This window comes from Bradyrhizobium sp. SOJA106 (assembly GCF_059448745.1).
This window is the reverse complement of sequence record NZ_CM182549.1, coordinates 1937009-1954015: the sequence shown is the minus strand read 5'-3', so window position 1 is coordinate 1954015 and position 17007 is coordinate 1937009. Positions and strand designations below refer to the sequence as shown.

Sequence of the window (17007 nt, the reverse complement as noted above, 5' to 3'; positions counted from 1 at the left end):
TCCCGATGAGCGGAGGCGCTTCCCTTCTTCGGACCCGTGGTGGTCATCGATCGTGCGCATGAGTACGATCTCTAGGGCTGTCGAAGCATGCATCGCGCACGCGTGTTGCCCTCTCGCATCACCTGCGAGTACATCGCGTCTTCGTCGCTCCGCGCCGCGGGTCTGACTTCTTTTGGCCCTATCGCAGCCAAACGTCTTGACGACGTGCGCTGCCATCACGCAAGACCAACAAGGAGCTGAACGTTGGAGCAATCTAGCGGCGTCTTCTATCCGGAAGAGCTTTCCGTCTTAGGACGTCTTTATGATCGTGCGATCACCGCGCTACCCCCATCGATGCGAAGTCCGGAAAATCGCACAGCCATCGCGAAACTCATCCTGGAGCGTACAGCGGCTGGCGAGGCTCAACTGGCATGCCTGACGAACTTGTTGATCACCATTTCCCCTCAGGGTTGATCCCGCGCCATTCTGAGGATAGTCACCACTCTCGCGCTGGAATGGAAGACGATCCAGCTAGAGCTTTGAAATAGCTTGAATCACACGTGACGTCAGGTTGTAGGCTTTGAAATGAACAACATGAGCAAAGCTACACCACGAAGGCGTCGATGGCGCATTGGCGAACTTGCAGAGGCGACCGGAGTAACGGTGCGCACGCTGCATCACTATGAACACACCGGGCTCCTGGCCGCTTCAGAGCGTACTGACGGCGGCCACCGGATGTACGACCGCGAAAGCGTGCAACGGGTTCACCAGATTCGGGCGCTACGTGAGCTTGGCTTCTCCCTTGTCGAGATCCGTAAAGCGATGGAGGGCACGACCTCACTTACCGATCTTCTGCGCAAACATTTAGAGCGGATAGAACTTCAAGTCGCTCGGGCGACTCTGCTGCGAGATCGCTTGCGCAACATGACCATCGACGGTGATGTCCGGGTAAGTGTGGATGAGCTGCCTGCCACCCTTAATGCCATGTCGCGGGTCGAGACGCGCAATCAGACGTCCCGATGCACCTGCAAGTTAGCTGCAGATCGCGAGGAGCGGTGGCGGCGGATCCGCGACGACCTGCGTGATTGTATGGATCGGGGCGAACATCCCTGCAGCGAACGGGCAAAGGCCGTCGCAGGCGCAGCACGCTTGCTGATCAGCGAAATCGCTGGCGCCGATTCACGCGTTTCGATGATCCTGAAGGTACTTGCACGATTAAGCGCCCCCCGTAGTCTGGCTGGTTGGGATCCCTGCCTCATGCAATATCTCGATCTCGCGCTTGGCGGGTTGGAGGATCAGCCGTACTAACGCCTGATGGCCGGCTCCGTACGGCATTGCCGACCGGCCCTGGCAATCTGAAAACGCGATGACACTTGGTAGATCGGCGGCTCTGACGCGGGCCGACGGAAGCCGGACCGCCCTCATGATCTCGCCGAACGCCGGTTCGTGACGCACTGATCGAGGCTCCCATAAAAAGGGGCTTGAACCGCACGTAACGTCAATTTGTAGGCTCAACCGTGGTCGAAATCTGGCCGACCTAACGCCAGCTTCACTTGGCAGACAGCCTCGACGTGCAGGCCGGTCTGATCACAGCTGCTGGCGGTTCTCTTCAGGTGAGCGTTGGGAGCTCTACGATGTTAAATTGGCGTTACGCTTCCGCTGCGAGTGCAGCGCTTCTGTTCTGCGCCCTTGCCTCGGTTGCGCGCAGCTCCGAGGTCAATATTGCCGTAGTGGGCCCAATGAGCGGAAGCAGCGCTGCCTTCGGTGCGCAAATGCGCGATGGTGCAGCTGCGGCGGTGGAGGCGCTGAACGCTTCTGGCCTACTCGTCGACACCAAGGTGATATTGACTGTCGCCGACGACGCTTGCGACCCGAAGCAAGCTGTCGCAGTCGCGAATAAGCTCACAACCGAGCGGGTCCGGTTGGTCGTTGGCCATTTTTGTTCTTCTTCGTCGATCCCGGCCTCCGAGATCTACGCCGAAGCAGGCATCATTCAGGTGTCACCAGGTTCGTCAAATCCTCAGCTAACGGAACGGGGCCTTGAGACTGTCTTTCGGATCTGCGGCCGCGACGACCAACAGGGCATCGTTGCTGCGGAGTACATTCACCGGAACTACCCTAACGACAAGATCGCAGTGCTCGACGACAGGAGCACCGCAGGTAAGGGTATCGCCGACGTGGTTGACGCACAGCTTCGGAAGTTCGGTGAACAAGTCATTCGGCAAAGCTATGTAGCTGGTGAAAAGGATTACAGAGCGCTGGTCTCAAGAATGAAGAAGGATCGGGTGCGCGTCGCGTATATCGGCGGCTATCATACCGAAATCGGATTGTTTGTACGCCAGGCGTCAGAAGCAAGAGCGGGACTCATCGTCATGGCGAACGATCCGTTGATGACCTCTGAATTTTGGGCCATTACAGGCAGCGCCGGGAATGGCACGTTGTTTACCTTCATGCCGGACCCCGCCAGGAATGCCGATGCGGCCGGTGTGGTAGCCGAACTCAAAGCTTCCAATCTCTCCGCTGAAGGCTACACGCTTTACGCCTATGCAGCCGTGCAAGCATGGGCAGAGGCGGTGACTCGGACAGGATCCTTCAACGCTGTGCGCGTCGCCAGCGCACTTCGTTCAAGGCCGACCGATACCGTGATTGGCCCGGTCCGGTTCGATACAAAGGGAGACAATGCGGCTCCTGGCTTTTTGGTTTACCGCTGGCGGGACGGCCGTGTTGAAACTGTCGAGCAGAACTGATTGGCGTCATCGCCGTCTCCCCAAAGCCGAAGCGACACGGTTGATGAGACGCACTCAGATCGGAGCAGCGATACTCGCAAGCTCTCTCATACTTGCAGCCTTGGGTGCGTTTTTCGCGTTCGTTGCAGCGCTCGCAGAGCTACCCGACGTCGACCTCACGGCGACGCTACGCCCTATGATAGACAAATAGTAGCCGTGCCGGGCTGATCTGGCTCGCAAGGCACAGGACCTCCGAAGCGGCAACCGATGCTTCTGGTCGAGAACATGCCGCAGTGAAAGCGCTTCAGGAACATCTATCGAGGGTGCGGCCGGACCGCCATTTGCGCATTCTCGTGACCCACTCACATGGTGCAAGCTCAGATCCACGTCCCCAAAGAGAAACGGCCTAAGCGGTCAAATGATGAACGAGACCTCTTTGAGCGCGACGGCATGAAGCAACCAGGACTCGCCATCTGGCCATAATCGGAGATTGATCGAGTGAAGAGTGGACTTCCTCCAAGACTAAGGTGCGGCATTTTCGACCATTTGGATGACGACGGCCGAGATGTCGCACGGCAATATGAAGATCGCCTCAAGCTGACCGAGGTCTGCGACTCGCTCGGCTTCTACGCTTATCACCTGGCCGAACACCACTGCACACCTCATGGCAGAGGGCCCTCGCCAAACCTGTTTCTATCAAGTGTCGCGCAGCGAACGCGGCGATTACGCCTCGGTCCGCTCGTCCTGTTGCTCAACCTCTATCATCCGTTGCGCGCATTCGAAGAGATCTGCATGCTTGACCAATTGAGCGGCGGCAGGCTCGAGCTCGGGATGGGCCGCGGCTCCCAGCCGATTGAATGGGGCTATTTCGGTATCAGTGCCGACGCTGCGCCAAGTCGTTATACGGAGGCCAGTGAAATCCTGAATATTGCGCTGAAGGGACATAGGCTATCTTATCACGGAGACCACTTCGAGTTGAGCGACGTACCCTTAGCGTTGAGGCCTCATCAACGTCCATATCCGCCCATCTGGATCGCGAGCAATCGGGCTGATTCGGCGCAGTGGGCCGCGGCAAATGGCGCCAATCTGGCGTGCATAGGCCCCGCCTGCGTTGTCCGGAACGTTACGGACGCTTACCGTTCCCACCGAGCCCACAACACAGCCGCACACGGCCGCGAGCCATTTCTCGGGCTGGCCCGCATGGTCGTGATTGCGAAGTCTGATCAGGACGCTCATGCGGCGGCCGAAACCGCGTATCGTCGATGGCTGGAGAGCTTTAAGTTTCTTTACGAGCTTAACGCCATTCCGACACCGCCCGCCCTTCCGCTGACCTTCGATGCAGCACTTGAGAGCGAATTGTGCGTCGTTGGAACGCCGGCTTCCGTCCGAGAGGCCCTTCTCCAGCAGATGGAAGTGGCGGGTGCCAACTACTTGCTTTGCCAGCTTGCATTCGGAAACCTTCCGCTGGAGATTTCCCTGTACACCGCAACCGCAATCAAAGCTGAAATTCTCGATAGCTTTGGCGGATAATATCTGCATTGGGACATCGTATGCGTGGCAAGTATGCCGACGCACTGAGGTTATCCGAAGCTGGTTGCCATTTTGGCTGTCGTTGCCCTGGGCGCAAAGGCGACCGTCAGCCTCAATGGCGGCGATTCTGACCGCCTCGCGCTCCTATTTTGGGGACGAGCTTTAGCTTAGGAGTGTTTGCGAACCGCTTTATCAACTTATCCGCGGCCGAACGCTCTTTGTCCGCTTCGATCTCGCGGGGCTTTCAATGAAGACCCGCGATTGCTCAGGGCTCGTCCTGCATCTGCGGGAGGCCGGATCTGGTCGGACAGTCGCCGACGAGACTCTATGACCTTCTCTTCGGCCTATGAGGATCGAGGAGTTTTTCTGTCACCTTCGTGACATCTGGAGTCCAATTTAGAGGTATTCGCCAGCGGCTCGCTGCTGCGACCCTTTCTGTCTTCTCAATCATGGCCGGTCATCAACGAATCAGCAGGCTCGCAAGGACCCATAAGCTCACTGCGGCAAGACGGCAGAAAAAAAATGACCCGCTTTCACTGGAAGAGAAAGACTACGCGCGTGCGCGATCCACGAACCGGATGCATTCCATCAACACTTTCGATTTTACCAATTTCAGCCAAATACCCATAAGACGATCGCCGGTTTCCGGAAAGCACATTCCACGGATGTCGAGTGAGCAATGAACCCATTTTGCTTTCAGCATAGTCGCAGGGCGCTTCAAGGTTCTCGTGGCTGCATCGCCAACGACAGCCATCAATCTTTGGAATCGACGCACGAGCGGCGTAAATGCGGTCAGATTGCTAATCGCAACGTCTGGCGCGCACTCTATCGCGCTGGCGCCTCCCCCTTTGCAATCATACTAGCGCCCTCCAGGAAGATCGACGCTCACGCACACTGCTTGGCCAAGGTAAATGCGTGCGCTGCATAGAATTGGGGCAGGCGAACCGTCCTCTAGACCGGTGCGGGCTGACCGTTTTGCCCTGACCGGACGGGCAGCGCCGAAGATCCGACGCCGTCGTTGCCTTCAAACAAAGCTGTGCAGTCGGCTATCTGACCACGCTATCCTCCGGCCAGGCGGAGGCACTGACGTCGATCGGTGTGATGCGACCAGCCTCACGATCTTACTGCCCACCCCTACACGTGGTGTGATCGTGGATTCTCACTCTGCTCGCGTCCTCAGTCTTCGTCGGCGGGCGGCTTCCGCGCCCATTTCCTACAGACTGGCGCTCCCCTATCTCATTCTATGCGCCGGCCCGCTTCGACCGTATCCCGGCGCGGTTATCCCTTCTCTGCAATCCTTACATCGCCACCGGAACGAGGGGTGGAGGCGCGCGATCTGCCGGCCTTGTCGCCCACATTCCAAAAGCCGATCCGCACCCTCACTGGGTCGGGCATCGCGTGTCAACGAATGCCAAGACAAACCGCAGACGTATGTAACGGATGTTATTTCTGGGTTGCCTGGCGTGAGCTGGGCGATAATTTTCTGGCATGATGAGGAGACCGGTCTGGACCAGCTGACGGCGCGCCTTCAGCAACGGCTTCGTCCAGCGCCGAGCGCTCTTTGTGGCACTCTGCCTGGCGAGGCCTCCGGTTACATCTGGATTGCTATGTCAGGCGACAAGCAATCGCGCGGCAGTTTGGGCCGCAATTCCCGACTTGCCGTCATCAGCGGCATCCCTGCCGGCTGGAGTCACTGCGACTGTCGACGCGCTGGATCTGCTCGACGGTCGAATCACATGACAGTTCGCAGCGTTCTCTGCTCGATTTCGCCTTTGCGGTCCTTTCGCGGCACATGCCTGCCGCCCTCTCCACCTTCGGCGACCGCGCGTGCGCACCTTGGCTTGTGCAGCAGCCATTCGTTCTATCGCCGCGTCTGCCGTCTCGCGGACGGGAAAGCACGACACAACCCTTACTCAGCCTGCTTCCTGCATTTAACTAACTTTGGAGCAAACACCGTGGAACTTGACCCTTCCAATTCACGCTCAGAGGACCTCGAGGATCGCATCGACCTGCAACTCGACCTCGTGGCCGCCCTCATACGCGAAGAAGGCAACGAGCTCGAAGCGATCCGACTGCTAAACGCGCTGACAAACCAAATGATTATGGCGGAACTGGAGCTCGGCCAGCTCGGCGATGCCAAAACCGGGGACGCCGCCCGCGACCAGCAAACGACGCGACTGTCGCAAGACCGTGGCGTTTACTACCCAGAAGACCTTCAGATTTTGGGACGCCTTTTCGATCAGGCCGTGGCGGCATTACCCGAAGTGCTCCGAACTCCCGCTAATCAAATGAGGATCGCGAAACTAATTCTGTCACGTGCAGCAGCAGACTGAGATTTCATTTGGCTTTCTCTGCGGTTGATGCCGCTTTTATCGAACGTTTATCGCTGGGCTGACTGCTACGGCCATACGCGCCAGGGATCGGCGACTCGGCGTTTATGGGCTCACCGTGCCGTAAGCGCGCCGATTCCGCTGGCTTTTCGGTTCACAACTGTTCACCACCATGCTCGAAAGCGGAAGCCCGCACCGAGAGCGGGGCTGCGAAGCCTCGAGAAGGACGGCGCCCCGCGGACACATGTCAGAAAGCAAACAAGCCGTGGCCGGAAAACGCCACAGGCTTCGATAAAGCGTCTTAGCTAGAGACCGCGAAAAGAGGCGAACGATCCATTTTCATCGATGTTCGGCTTTAGTCCGTGATTGGCATGGCCCCGATCTTCCGATTGCAGGAAAAAGAGCCTCAATTATCGACCGATACCGAGCAACAAGGGCACTTCGGCAACGAAGCCGCGCGAACAGCGCGAGCTCGTTTCAACCGCTTCAGAATTATTCGAATGCGCCTGGCAATCCGACATTCGGGGTCATCGGAACTTCAACAAACATCTATAACTTCAGTGAAGCATCGAGAGCAGCTCGATGTCCGAGCGTACTGCGGCTCTGATGTCTTACTTGCTGAGACAAGCCACAGGCGCTCGGTTTGCTTTTGCGAAGGTACTTCCTTGTATCAGGACGGCGTGGAGTGTTGAGATGGATCAGCAGATGCAAGATGCTATTGTGAGCGTCGCATTTGATAAGGCCTGGCGCTTTGTTGAGAAGGATCCGTTGCTGGCGCATAATCGCAAGACGGTTCTCCATAGCCGATTGTGCACTTTCCTTCAGTCTTCGATAAAGAAGGGCGAACGGAATACTTTGAATCTCGCTAACGAGGCGATACGCAGCTTGCGGGCTGAACTGGCGCGGTCGACCGAGCAATAGGGCGCTTGAACCTGTACTGCCACATTAGCTTGGCTTGTTGAAGCTCTTGGGGCCTTATGCGGCGGAAAAACACCGGGGCAGAGCGTGGTGGAGCTTACCTTCCACCAATGTTCAGCCCCGCTGAAGAGGAGCACGTTCGCGACGACTATCGCCTATGCAGCTCTTATGGCGCCCCCAGACCGGTCACCTGGAATCCAGTGCAAGTCGGCGACGAGACGGGACAGCCGCGCTAATATTCGCTGGCGTCAGGAAAAGCCATACCGTTTCCTCTCCTGACCCTTAGCTCGGCACGAGCGCAAGTTCAAAGGGCTCATCAAGCACAGCCGCATCCACATCCGTCAATCGAGGTCGAGGTTGAGGAACATTGTGCTACACTTTCGAAAAGTCCTGAGCCAAAGCGATCCTGGCTGTGATCGATCATCGCCGCATCTCACGATTGCAAGTGGCAGCACGACCGTCCTGCCGGAAGAATGAGCTCGAGCGCCCGAGGCGGGTCGTCGATCAGCGGTCTTCATTTGCCGAACTCTGTGAATAGCAAGCATGCACGGGACCTGCTGGCGCGGCCTGGCTCTGGCGCTAGTTGGCGATCAAGGAAGCCAAACAGTTCGCATCGCGTCTCGCGTCCCATCGGAGACCATCACGAACGGATCGTGTTCGAAGAAGAATCTGCGCGAAACGCGCCACTGTCAGGCCCCAGCATTTCGGTCGAGGCATGGAAAAGATGCGCGCTCCACAATCTGACGCGGCGTGCGATTGGGCTCATTTCTTTCGAGGACATGTTGTGCGGCAGTTACAGCAATTCGCGATCATATTGTTAAACGCACCGCGCCGGGGGGCATCGAAAGGAACGAACTCAAATGAAGAATTTTCTGATTCTGACCGCAACCATCGGCGCACTCGGTGCCGCCGCTCCCTCATTCGCCACGGACTTGGCGGGGCAACCTGTCAAGGTCAAGGCGGTACCGCTGCCGGTCGCAGCCCCGATTATCGATTGGTCCGGCTACTATATCGGCGTCAATGGTGGCTGGGGAACGAGCCGCAACTGCTGGGATTTCAATGGTGTCACTCCCGAGGGCTGCCATAATTCGACTGGCGGTACCATTGGCGGCCAGATTGGCTATCGTTGGCACATCTTCAACATGGTCTACGGCATCGAAGGACAGGGCAACTGGGCCGATTTCAGCGGCTCCAATGTCAGCACCGCCTTTCCGGCAAACACCATTGGCACCACGACAGACGCATTCGGTCTACTCACGGGACATATCGGCTACGCGTTCAATGCCGTCCTACTTTACGGAAAGGGTGGCGCTGCGGTGACCAGCAACAACTATCTCCTCAATTCGGCAGCTACTCGCACCGAACTTGCCAGCAGCAATGATGTGCGTTGGGGTGGCGTGCTGGGGGCCGGTGCCGAAGTCAGCCTCACGCCGAACTGGTCAGCTGGCGTCGAGTATAACCACTTGTTCATGCAGCGCAGCAACATAAGCTTCCCTGGGTTTGTCGGCACGGACCGCGCCCACCAGGACATCGATCTCATCACGGCGCGGCTCAATTACAGGTTTGGCTCGCCCTTTGCCAAATAGAGACCTCCACGCGGTTGCGTGAATCGGAGCCCCGACCCCCGGTCGGGGTTCTTTCCTCAGCTGCTCCTCTCCCTGCCGGCCCCAATCCAGTTCCGAAGCACCAGCTGCGAGCTCGTCTGAGTAATGGATCCAGAGTCTAGTCACGTGAATCTAAAGTTCGCCACATAAAGTCTGCTGAGCTTTGTGACAGAAGCGTTTGACGGAAGCCAAAATCTGGTCTGCGGACTTGGTCCATTTGAAGGGCTTGGGATTTTTGTTGTGCAGGTCGATGAAGGTACGGATGTCGGCCTCGAGCTGCCTGACGGAGGTGTGAACACCTCGCTGGATCTGCTTTCTGGTGAGCTCAGCGAACCAGCGCTCGACCTGATTGATCCATGACGCGGAAGTCGGCGTGAAGTGGATATGATAATGCGGCCGGCGGGCGAGCCACGCTTTGATTTTGGGTGTCTTGTAGGTGGCGTAATTGTCCATGACGATATGGACATCGAGCCCTTCAGGGACTTGAGCGTCGATCTCTTTGAGGAACTTCAAGAACTCGACCGCCCGGTGACGCTTGTAGCATTTGCCGATGACAAACCCCGAGGCGACATCAAGTGCAGCAAACAGCGTGGTCGTGCCATGCCGCACATAGCTGTGCGTGCGACGTTCCGGTACGCCAGGCATCATCGGCAAGACCGGCTGCTCGCGATCGAGTGCCTGAATCTGACTTTTCTCATCGATGCTGAGGACAAGGGCTCGGTTCGGCGGGGACAGATAAAGGCCGACGATGTCGCGTACCTTGTCGACGAACAGCGGATCGCTCGATAACTTGAATGTCTGGCTACGGTGCGGCTGCAAGCCGAACGCCGCCCACATTCGGCGGATCGTGGTGTGGGAAAAGCCGGTTTCCGCAGCCATCGAGCGGATCGACCAGTGCGTCGCATCGGCTGGCGTCGTCCGCAACGTCCGCTCGTTCACCGCGGCAACCTGATCGTCGTTGATGGTTCGAGGGCGACCAGGGCGGGCCTCGTCAAGCAGGCCGTCACAGCGATCCTTCAAAAATCGGCGACGCCACTTCCCAACGGTGTGTTCGTGGAGGCCGAGTTCGGCAGCCACAGACTTGCTTGGCAAGCCATCCGCACATCGCAGGATCGCGCGGCATCGCTCAGATAGCGACCGGGCAACGCGATGACGACGAACTTGCCTCTCCAGGTACGTCCGCTCCTGCTCGCTCAGCACTAACGGCGCAATCGGCCGGCCTCTCATACCTGCATTCGCCACAAGCGCTCTCCTCTACAGAGATTCGAGCTATCAACTAATGCGACGAACTTGCGTTCCAGATGACTAGTTGGAGTGTGGCCGAGATGCCGCCAACCACTGGAGGAACAGGTCAGTCGATTCGACAATTCATCGATCTCGTGAAAGTCCCACAACCTCACGCAGCGTGAGATAGCGGACTTGCTCCAAGGAGCGTTGCGAGCTCGCCGAAGGTGCCATGCTCAATATGCGAGAAGCTGGAAGCCCACGATTTGCCTGCTAGGGCCCCTTTCTCAAATTCAAAGAACATTTAGGCGAACCGCCACAACGACCGCTTGCATCCGGCTGGCTGCACCCAGCTTTCGCATCGCATTCTTGACATGAAAGTTGACTGTATTGTCGCTGATTCCGAGGATTTTCCCAATTTCCCATGACGATTTCCCCTCCGCCACCCACTGCATGCAACTGATCTCCCGCGGCGACAGTGCAACTTTTCTTTCGCAACCATTATCGCTGGGACGCGAGATGTCGCCATAGGCGGTGTGAAACTGCCAGGCCAGGGCGTTGAGATGACCGATGTGGTCCTGAGGATCAGCATCGTCGAACGCAGATGCAAACGACACCACAGATATCCGACCCAACGGGCCAAACAACGGCACACTCATGCCATGCTTCAGCCCCGCCTCTCTCGCCTCGTCCAGTACGCGTCTTTCGTCCGGTTGAAGCTGACAGTGGTCGGCGAGTTGATCCCATAAAAACGGCCGCGAATGCATCGGCGTACGCCGGACCACCGGATCGATAGTATGGTACTTGCGCTTGAAGTATCGCTCGCACCAGTCTGGCGGCCACTTCACAGCCACAGTAGGCGGTGGATACTCCGCGAGGCGAAGTGGCTCAACGAAGTTAAGAGCGCCGTATGCGACTTCGCTGAAGCCTTCCTTGGTGGCACAGCCTACAAGAAGCTCGAATAGCGCTCTGAGTGAATGAGTCTGGTTCGCGCATTCGGTGAAGCTAAAGAGGTCCATGACGGGCGCTTCAGTGCGATGATCGATCTCCACGTCATCGTGTTCGATTGCGCTTGTTTTAGGCCGAGCCAAATTCCAGTCCATGAGCTGAACTCGAGGGTTAGTTTATTCGTGCAGTCTGAGCGCTCGCGCTATGCCGGACGCCATTCGACGAATTCGTTGCACCGCCGCCGAATGCGCCGGCAGCAGCCCTGCCTCCGAGGCTGAGCGGAAGTGATCGGTCCGTTTTGCCGATAACGCACTGGCCAAATCGGAGATCATCGCCCGTGATCCGTGTTGACGAATGATGTCGTTGATACGAATCCAACGGTGTCCCGCTCGATCATGGCGGCACCGATGGTCCGCAGGTCCTGGACTGAGCTTCCAAACAGCTCCACCGGCTAGAGGCTTGGCTCTGTTGAGCTTGCATGGCGAGAAAACGCAGCCGAACGACGCTTTGGTTTGTCTCGAAGCCGAGCATGACGAGATCTTGGGCTCTGATCTGCGCGATACAGCAAAGCTCGAGGGGCTTGGCGGCGCGCGACTCGAGGAGCGTCCTATGAGCATCCAGGCCTTGCTTAGGGACGAAGACAATACGAGATTCATGTCTTTTCCCAATCTTGCGAATTGCCATCGCTGACCGTTCGCCGATTCTCCGCCGCGCGACGGCGCCGGGGACGGGATCGATGAGCAACACGGAACAGTCGAGGTAGAAGCCATACTCCCCGCATATTTGTGCGGCGTCTCATCGATTCCGTCCGGCAGGCCTGGCGCAAACGTACCGAACGTGCAGAAAGGGGCCACCTTAAAGGCGCAACGAGAGATACTCGTAACCGCGAGATCTGCTTGATGCGGAGGACATTTTGCATGCGCTTCTCCAGCAGGGAGACGACGCGCCAGACCAGCAAGTGTCATACCAACTGCTGATTTGACAAAAACAAACGCAGAAAGAGCTTCGAACGCGCATGATTGGTGCGATGTAGGTCCGTCGAAGCATTCATGACATGCGGAGGAAAGGTGACATCACCATTGCGAGGCGCGACACGAGGTGAGCTACAGCAAGAAATGCAGCTCACCTCGGCGGGCCCGTCGAGTGACGCTCCCTCAGGCCCCAACGCAGTCTTATTCCAGCCCAGTCAAGTACCAGGTTCGGCAATTGATTGGAGGGTCCCAACATGCCACTCGTCAAGGAACTTGAACTGACTGCACCTCCGGCCAGCTATTCCGGCGAAGCGCTTCGATCCGTCCCTAAGCAGAAACACAGTTACACCGCACCTGATTGCGCGAATCATGATGGGCTCGGTGGAAAAAGGCGAAGATCGTCGCCAAGATCGGTGAAGCATGGCTTGTCTGCTCTTTGCGATCATCTCACTGCTCTATGCGAGCGTTGGCCAGGCTGGTGGCACTGCATTCGTCTCACTAATGGCATTTTTTGGTATGTCGCCGACAGAGATGCGCCCGACGGCGCTTGGTCTCAACATTGTCGTCGCGACTTATTCTACGTGGCTCTTCCACCGCAACAAGGCCGTTGACTGGGCCATCCTGCGCCCGCTTCTCTTTTCGTCTATGCCAGCGTCGCTTGCCGGCGGCTTGATTGTGCTCGATGATCACATGTACAAGACGCTGACCGGGCTCGTTCTTCTTCTGGCGAGCGCCGTGATGATCATGCAGCGGGGACGCGCTGCTGATCGTGTTTGCGAAACTCCGCTCACGGCAATCGTGAGCATTGGCGCGGCCCTTGGCCTGGTTTCCGGTCTGACCGGCGTGGGTGGTGGAGTGTTCCTCGCGCCGACGCTCATCACACTGAGTTGGGCATCACCGAAGCAGACCGTCGCGTTATCACCCCCTTTTATTCTGGCCAATTCCGCAGTCGGCTTCGTCGGAGCTCTTTTCACCGGCCAATTTCCCTCTCCGGATTTGCCTCTTTACGCTATCTCCGCGCTGGCCGGTGCGGTCGCCGGAACGGTAATTAGCCTAAACTTCCTGGACCAGACAGGCATCAGATTTATCCTCGTGGCGGTTCTGGTCGTTGCCGGCATCCAATTGGTTCTCGCTTGAAAGTCTCAGCTCCCATCTTTCGTGGACCGGCAGGACATCCAGCACGGTCAGATCGGGGTGCAACATGATGGAGGCAGCAGCTTATGTCTGGTCCGCGCGCCTTGACTAACTCTGAAAAACCGCCAACGCGAACACGAAAAGCTGTCGGGTTGAGCGGCGATGGGGCGGATCACCTCGTGCATCCCAGCTGATCGTCATGAACCAAGCGGTCCGTACCTAGTCACATCCCGTTCGCGCTTCCCATTTGGCGAGAGGGTCAACGTCGGCGGGGCGCGCGAGCGGGATGAGGCGTACCTCCATCTCGTCTATGGCTCGCGCGGCCCTCTCATCCAGGGCGCAGTAACGCAGGAAGAAGAGCATCTGATGGGAGGCGATCGGGCACGCTCTCGCTACCCTACGGATCGCGCCAGGGGCCGCATTCGGCTTCTTCAAGAGCGGTGGGGGCCTGGAAATCTACTTCAATGTAGACCTGCAACGCCGCGCGTGTGTGTGGGTTACGTTCTCATGGAGAATGTCAGGGAAGATGATGTGCTGAGCGCCAGAAAGACGCAGGCAATCTTGAGGGCATGGATGCGAAGGCGCGGCAATGAGCCGCCTCGGCCACGAAGCCGTCAAAATGTCGCGCGTGCAGCTTTGAAATCAGCCGTGCCGATAGATTCATCCCTTTACGAGTGCCCGATGAGTTCGATGCCTTCGGCGTTGTATACCGGAGGTTGGGTGGGGTGCCCACTTTCGGCTGATCGAGCTGTTTGGCGGCACTCTTCTTCAGGCCTGGCTAGGCTCAGCTCTCATTTTCGCGAGACGAGCTCCTGGTTCGGTGGCCTACCGAACCACAAACTTCCCCGATCCGTTGTGAATGGACTGAAATGCCAGGCCACGAAGGCTATTTCCATGCAATGAACAGGCGCAAGATCTCCCAGTCGGCTCCTGCATGGCGGCTCCGGCTCGCAGCATCAGAACATAGTGACGGGACGGTCGAAACCTGACCAGGCGGTCTATGTGAAGCTGAGAGCTGCAGGTGCATCGCATCGATGCGACGCCAATGAAGGCTAACGGAATAGATATACGCGATCTGGCAGGGATCGATAGCTCCAAAGCCGATGTAAAAAGAAGACCACCCAGTTTGAAGCAGAATCGACGCTATTGCAGATAGTGTCTCGTCCGATTGCATCTGGCCGCGATTCGCTTTGCCATCAGCAGGCGTCCAAAGTCGTTGTGAGTTGGTGAGCTGCATTAGACAGCGACACGCCGGCGAACCAAGGCGCCCCGACGCACTTCGCCGGGGGGCTGAAAGTGCGCTGGGGTCGCCCCAACATCATCAGTACATCCGTGATGATGCTTGTGGCAATGAGACAACCAGCGTGGCGGAATTGAGGCTTATGCGTTCGATACTAGAGATTGAGAATTGTTTTCGTCGGCCGCGCTAGAGGACTTGAATCGCACGTCGCGTCACGTTTTGCTAGTGCGCTCCTCGCTCTCATCTAGCAAGCAACTTATCTTTTGTGTCACGCCGGCCTTTGGAGGAGGCATCCGTCGAACTCTATGAGCAACCAATCGGCTTTGCTTGAAAAAACCGGTCTGGAGATCGAGAGGCCGAGCTGCTCTTGGTGAGACCTACAAGTCCCTGTTTCCGTCGCAAAAATGACGGGCCGTCAGCGGATCCGAACTGACGTGCCCTCGGGTGAGCGATTGATCGCTCGCTCCAGCTCGTCGGGGACGTCTGGCCGCTTCAACCGTGTTCGCACGAGAAAATTCATACCTAAACGTCCAGATAATCGCCAACGAGCGGCTCTCACCCCTCGCTCTGCTCCTAAGCCGCGTTGGCAGTAACATCGAAAACGGGACCAGATCTCAAAACCACTAAGCGGGTTTGACATAACGCAAAGACACAAGAGGCGGCATCGGTCAGCTTCATGCTGTTGAGCATGGGAAAGTTGAGTCTTGCAGACCTCTCTTCTAGATAAGTATTGCGATGCTCGCCTGCCTTGGTACACCATCTATCCAACCGTACCGGATTTCTCCGCGATGGTCGGTGCCAAGACTTGTGAGACATGGCTGAGGCGGCTGCCTCCCGACGAGCCAGTATCGCTCTACATCCACGTTCCGTTCTGTCGCTCTATATGTTGGTATTGCGGTTTCCCTACAAGCCTCACTCGCGGCGAGCGACCGGTCCGCAATTACTTGGCAGCAGTGCGGGACGAGATCTGCTTGGTCGCAGAGCAAGTGCCGCGCGCTCTGCCGGTGCACGACGTGCATTTCGGCGGCGGGACGCCGACCAGCATTGCACCGAGCGATTTTCTCGCCTTGATGGAACTCCTGCGCCACTGCTTTACATTCAGCAAATCAGCTACCATTGCCATAGAAATCGATCCGCGTGGGGTCACGGCCGAGATGGTGGAGACGTTGGAAGCGGCCGGGATCAACCGCGCAAGCATAGGCGTGCAAAGCTTCGACCCCGTGGTTCAAAGGGCGGTGAACCGAGTCCAGAGCGAGGTACAGACGGCTTCTGTCGTCGAAAGGCTTCGCCAGCATGGGATAAGGCGCATCAATTTCGACCTTCTCTTCGGACTGCCGCATCAGACGGTGCGGTCTTGCGTGGACTCCGCGCGGACGGCTCTGGCCATGCGGCCAGACCGGCTTGCGGTTTTCGGCTATGCTCACGTCCCGTCCTATATGAAGCGTCAGCGCCAGATCGATGAGACGGCGCTGCCGGATAATGTCGCCCGCGCTGAGCAAGCCGCGGCTATTGCACATACGCTGGTCTCGGCCGGCTACCGCCAGATCGGGCTTGACCATTTCGCCCTGCCCAATGACGAGCTCGCGCTGGCCCAGAAAGCTGGTCGGCTGCGCCGCAACTCTCTGGGCTATTCGGCTGATACCTGCAAAACCGTAATCGGCTTAGGTCCGTCAGCCATCGGCCGTCTGCGCGACGGTTACGTCCAGAACGAGATCGCAACCGCTTCCTATCACCGACACATTCAGGCCGGCCGCCTGGCAACCGCAAAAGGCTACTGTCTCACCGCGGAAGATCGCCTCCGCGCCGCAATCATCGAGCGCCTGATGTGCGATTTGCAGGCCGACGTACCAACGATCTGTGCTGCTCACGGATTTGATCCGATTCCTCTTCTCCATTCGGCCGACCGCCTGGGAATGCTTGCAGAAGATGGGATAGTGGACATTGAAGAGGGATTCATTCGGGTCAAGCAGGAGCACCGGTTTGTCATTCGAGCTGTTGCTGCCGCGTTCGACACTCATCTCGACCGCATTCCGATTAACTAAGCTACGCATGGGAGCAGATCCAAAACCTTTAAGAGGGAGCGCTCCGAATAAGCGCCTCGGGCAGACAGACCAGATTCGAGAATGTGGCGGCGATGTGATGACACGAGCTTTGAGATATGGCCTCAAAACTGGCGAAGGCTGATTAAAAGGGAGCGAGGAGCGCGGCTTCCGCCGTTCAGGGCCACGGCTCGATCACGCGGAACGTGCTCTGACCACCTGCCCTGGAGTGCTCTCGATGATAGTGACGGCCTCAGTACATGCCGCTGGAGACGACAGCGCCCGCACAAGCTTCGGGTATTGCTCGGCCGCAGGCAGCTTTCCTAACCTACGGGCCACCTCATCGAGCACAGTTGGGACTCGA

At 57.7% G+C, this 17007-nt stretch carries 11 protein-coding genes; 9 read left to right on the top strand and 2 right to left on the bottom strand.

From position 1 onward, the window contains the following. Positions 1-573 precede the first annotated feature (573 nt). The 6 genes from AC5V87_RS08730 (at position 574) to AC5V87_RS08705 (ending at position 9069) form a co-directional block, all read left to right on the top strand. Positions 574-1287, top strand: a complete 714-nt coding sequence (locus AC5V87_RS08730) for a MerR family transcriptional regulator (protein ID WP_495371864.1) — start codon at positions 574-576, stop codon at positions 1285-1287. Between the two features lie 245 nt (positions 1288-1532). Further along, entirely contained in the window at positions 1533-2726 is a 1194-nt protein-coding gene (locus AC5V87_RS08725) for a branched-chain amino acid ABC transporter substrate-binding protein (protein WP_495370661.1), read from the top strand. A gap of 477 nt (positions 2727-3203) precedes the next feature. Continuing rightward, positions 3204-4235, top strand: a complete 1032-nt coding sequence (locus AC5V87_RS08720; RefSeq protein ID WP_495370660.1) for an LLM class flavin-dependent oxidoreductase — start codon at positions 3204-3206, stop codon at positions 4233-4235. 1955 nt (positions 4236-6190) lie between these two features. Beyond that, positions 6191-6568 carry a NolY gene (locus tag AC5V87_RS08715; protein WP_495370659.1) on the top strand — a complete coding sequence of 126 codons (378 nt, stop codon included), beginning with the start codon at positions 6191-6193 and terminating at the stop codon, positions 6566-6568. A gap of 690 nt (positions 6569-7258) precedes the next feature. After that, positions 7259-7486: a hypothetical protein gene (locus tag AC5V87_RS08710; protein ID WP_456840506.1), complete on the top strand. Its 228-nt coding sequence runs from the start codon at positions 7259-7261 to the stop codon at positions 7484-7486. 857 nt (positions 7487-8343) lie between these two features. Further along, on the top strand, positions 8344-9069 hold the full coding sequence (locus AC5V87_RS08705) for an outer membrane protein (RefSeq protein ID WP_495370658.1): 726 nt from the start codon (positions 8344-8346) through the stop codon (positions 9067-9069). Positions 9070-9219: 150 nt separating this feature from the next. Here AC5V87_RS08705 and AC5V87_RS08700 read toward each other — a convergent pair whose 3' ends face one another. Further along, on the bottom strand, positions 9220-10329 hold the full coding sequence (locus tag AC5V87_RS08700) for an IS630 family transposase (RefSeq protein ID WP_495370657.1): 1110 nt from the start codon (positions 10327-10329) through the stop codon (positions 9220-9222). Between the two features lie 275 nt (positions 10330-10604). Further along, on the bottom strand, positions 10605-11330 hold the full coding sequence (locus AC5V87_RS08695) for an autoinducer binding domain-containing protein (RefSeq protein ID WP_495371863.1): 726 nt from the start codon (positions 11328-11330) through the stop codon (positions 10605-10607). A gap of 388 nt (positions 11331-11718) precedes the next feature. Here AC5V87_RS08695 and AC5V87_RS08690 point away from each other — a divergent pair, with 388 nt between their 5' ends. From AC5V87_RS08690 to hemN, 3 genes are all read left to right on the top strand, one after another. Then, complete coding sequence (locus AC5V87_RS08690) at positions 11719-11949, top strand: hypothetical protein (RefSeq protein ID WP_456840508.1); 231 nt, start codon at positions 11719-11721, stop codon at positions 11947-11949. A 701-nt stretch (positions 11950-12650) separates the two neighbouring features. Beyond that, entirely contained in the window at positions 12651-13367 is a 717-nt protein-coding gene (locus tag AC5V87_RS08685) for a sulfite exporter TauE/SafE family protein (protein ID WP_495370656.1), read from the top strand. A gap of 1941 nt (positions 13368-15308) precedes the next feature. Then, positions 15309-16646, top strand: a complete 1338-nt coding sequence (gene hemN, locus AC5V87_RS08680) for an oxygen-independent coproporphyrinogen III oxidase (protein WP_495370655.1) — start codon at positions 15309-15311, stop codon at positions 16644-16646. Positions 16647-17007 lie beyond the last annotated feature (361 nt).

Bases quoted from the DNA above. Each gene is read 5' to 3' on its own strand.
- AC5V87_RS08730 (WP_495371864.1), top strand. From the start codon at position 574: ATGAGCAAAGCTACACCACGAAGGCGTCGATGGCGCATTGGCGAACTT.
- AC5V87_RS08710 (WP_456840506.1), top strand. From the start codon at position 7,259: ATGGATCAGCAGATGCAAGATGCTATTGTGAGCGTCGCATTTGATAAG.
- AC5V87_RS08705 (WP_495370658.1), top strand. From the start codon at position 8,344: ATGAAGAATTTTCTGATTCTGACCGCAACCATCGGCGCACTCGGTGCC.
- AC5V87_RS08695 (WP_495371863.1), bottom strand. From the start codon at position 11,330: ATGGACCTCTTTAGCTTCACCGAATGCGCGAACCAGACTCATTCACTC.
- AC5V87_RS08685 (WP_495370656.1), top strand. From the start codon at position 12,651: ATGGCTTGTCTGCTCTTTGCGATCATCTCACTGCTCTATGCGAGCGTT.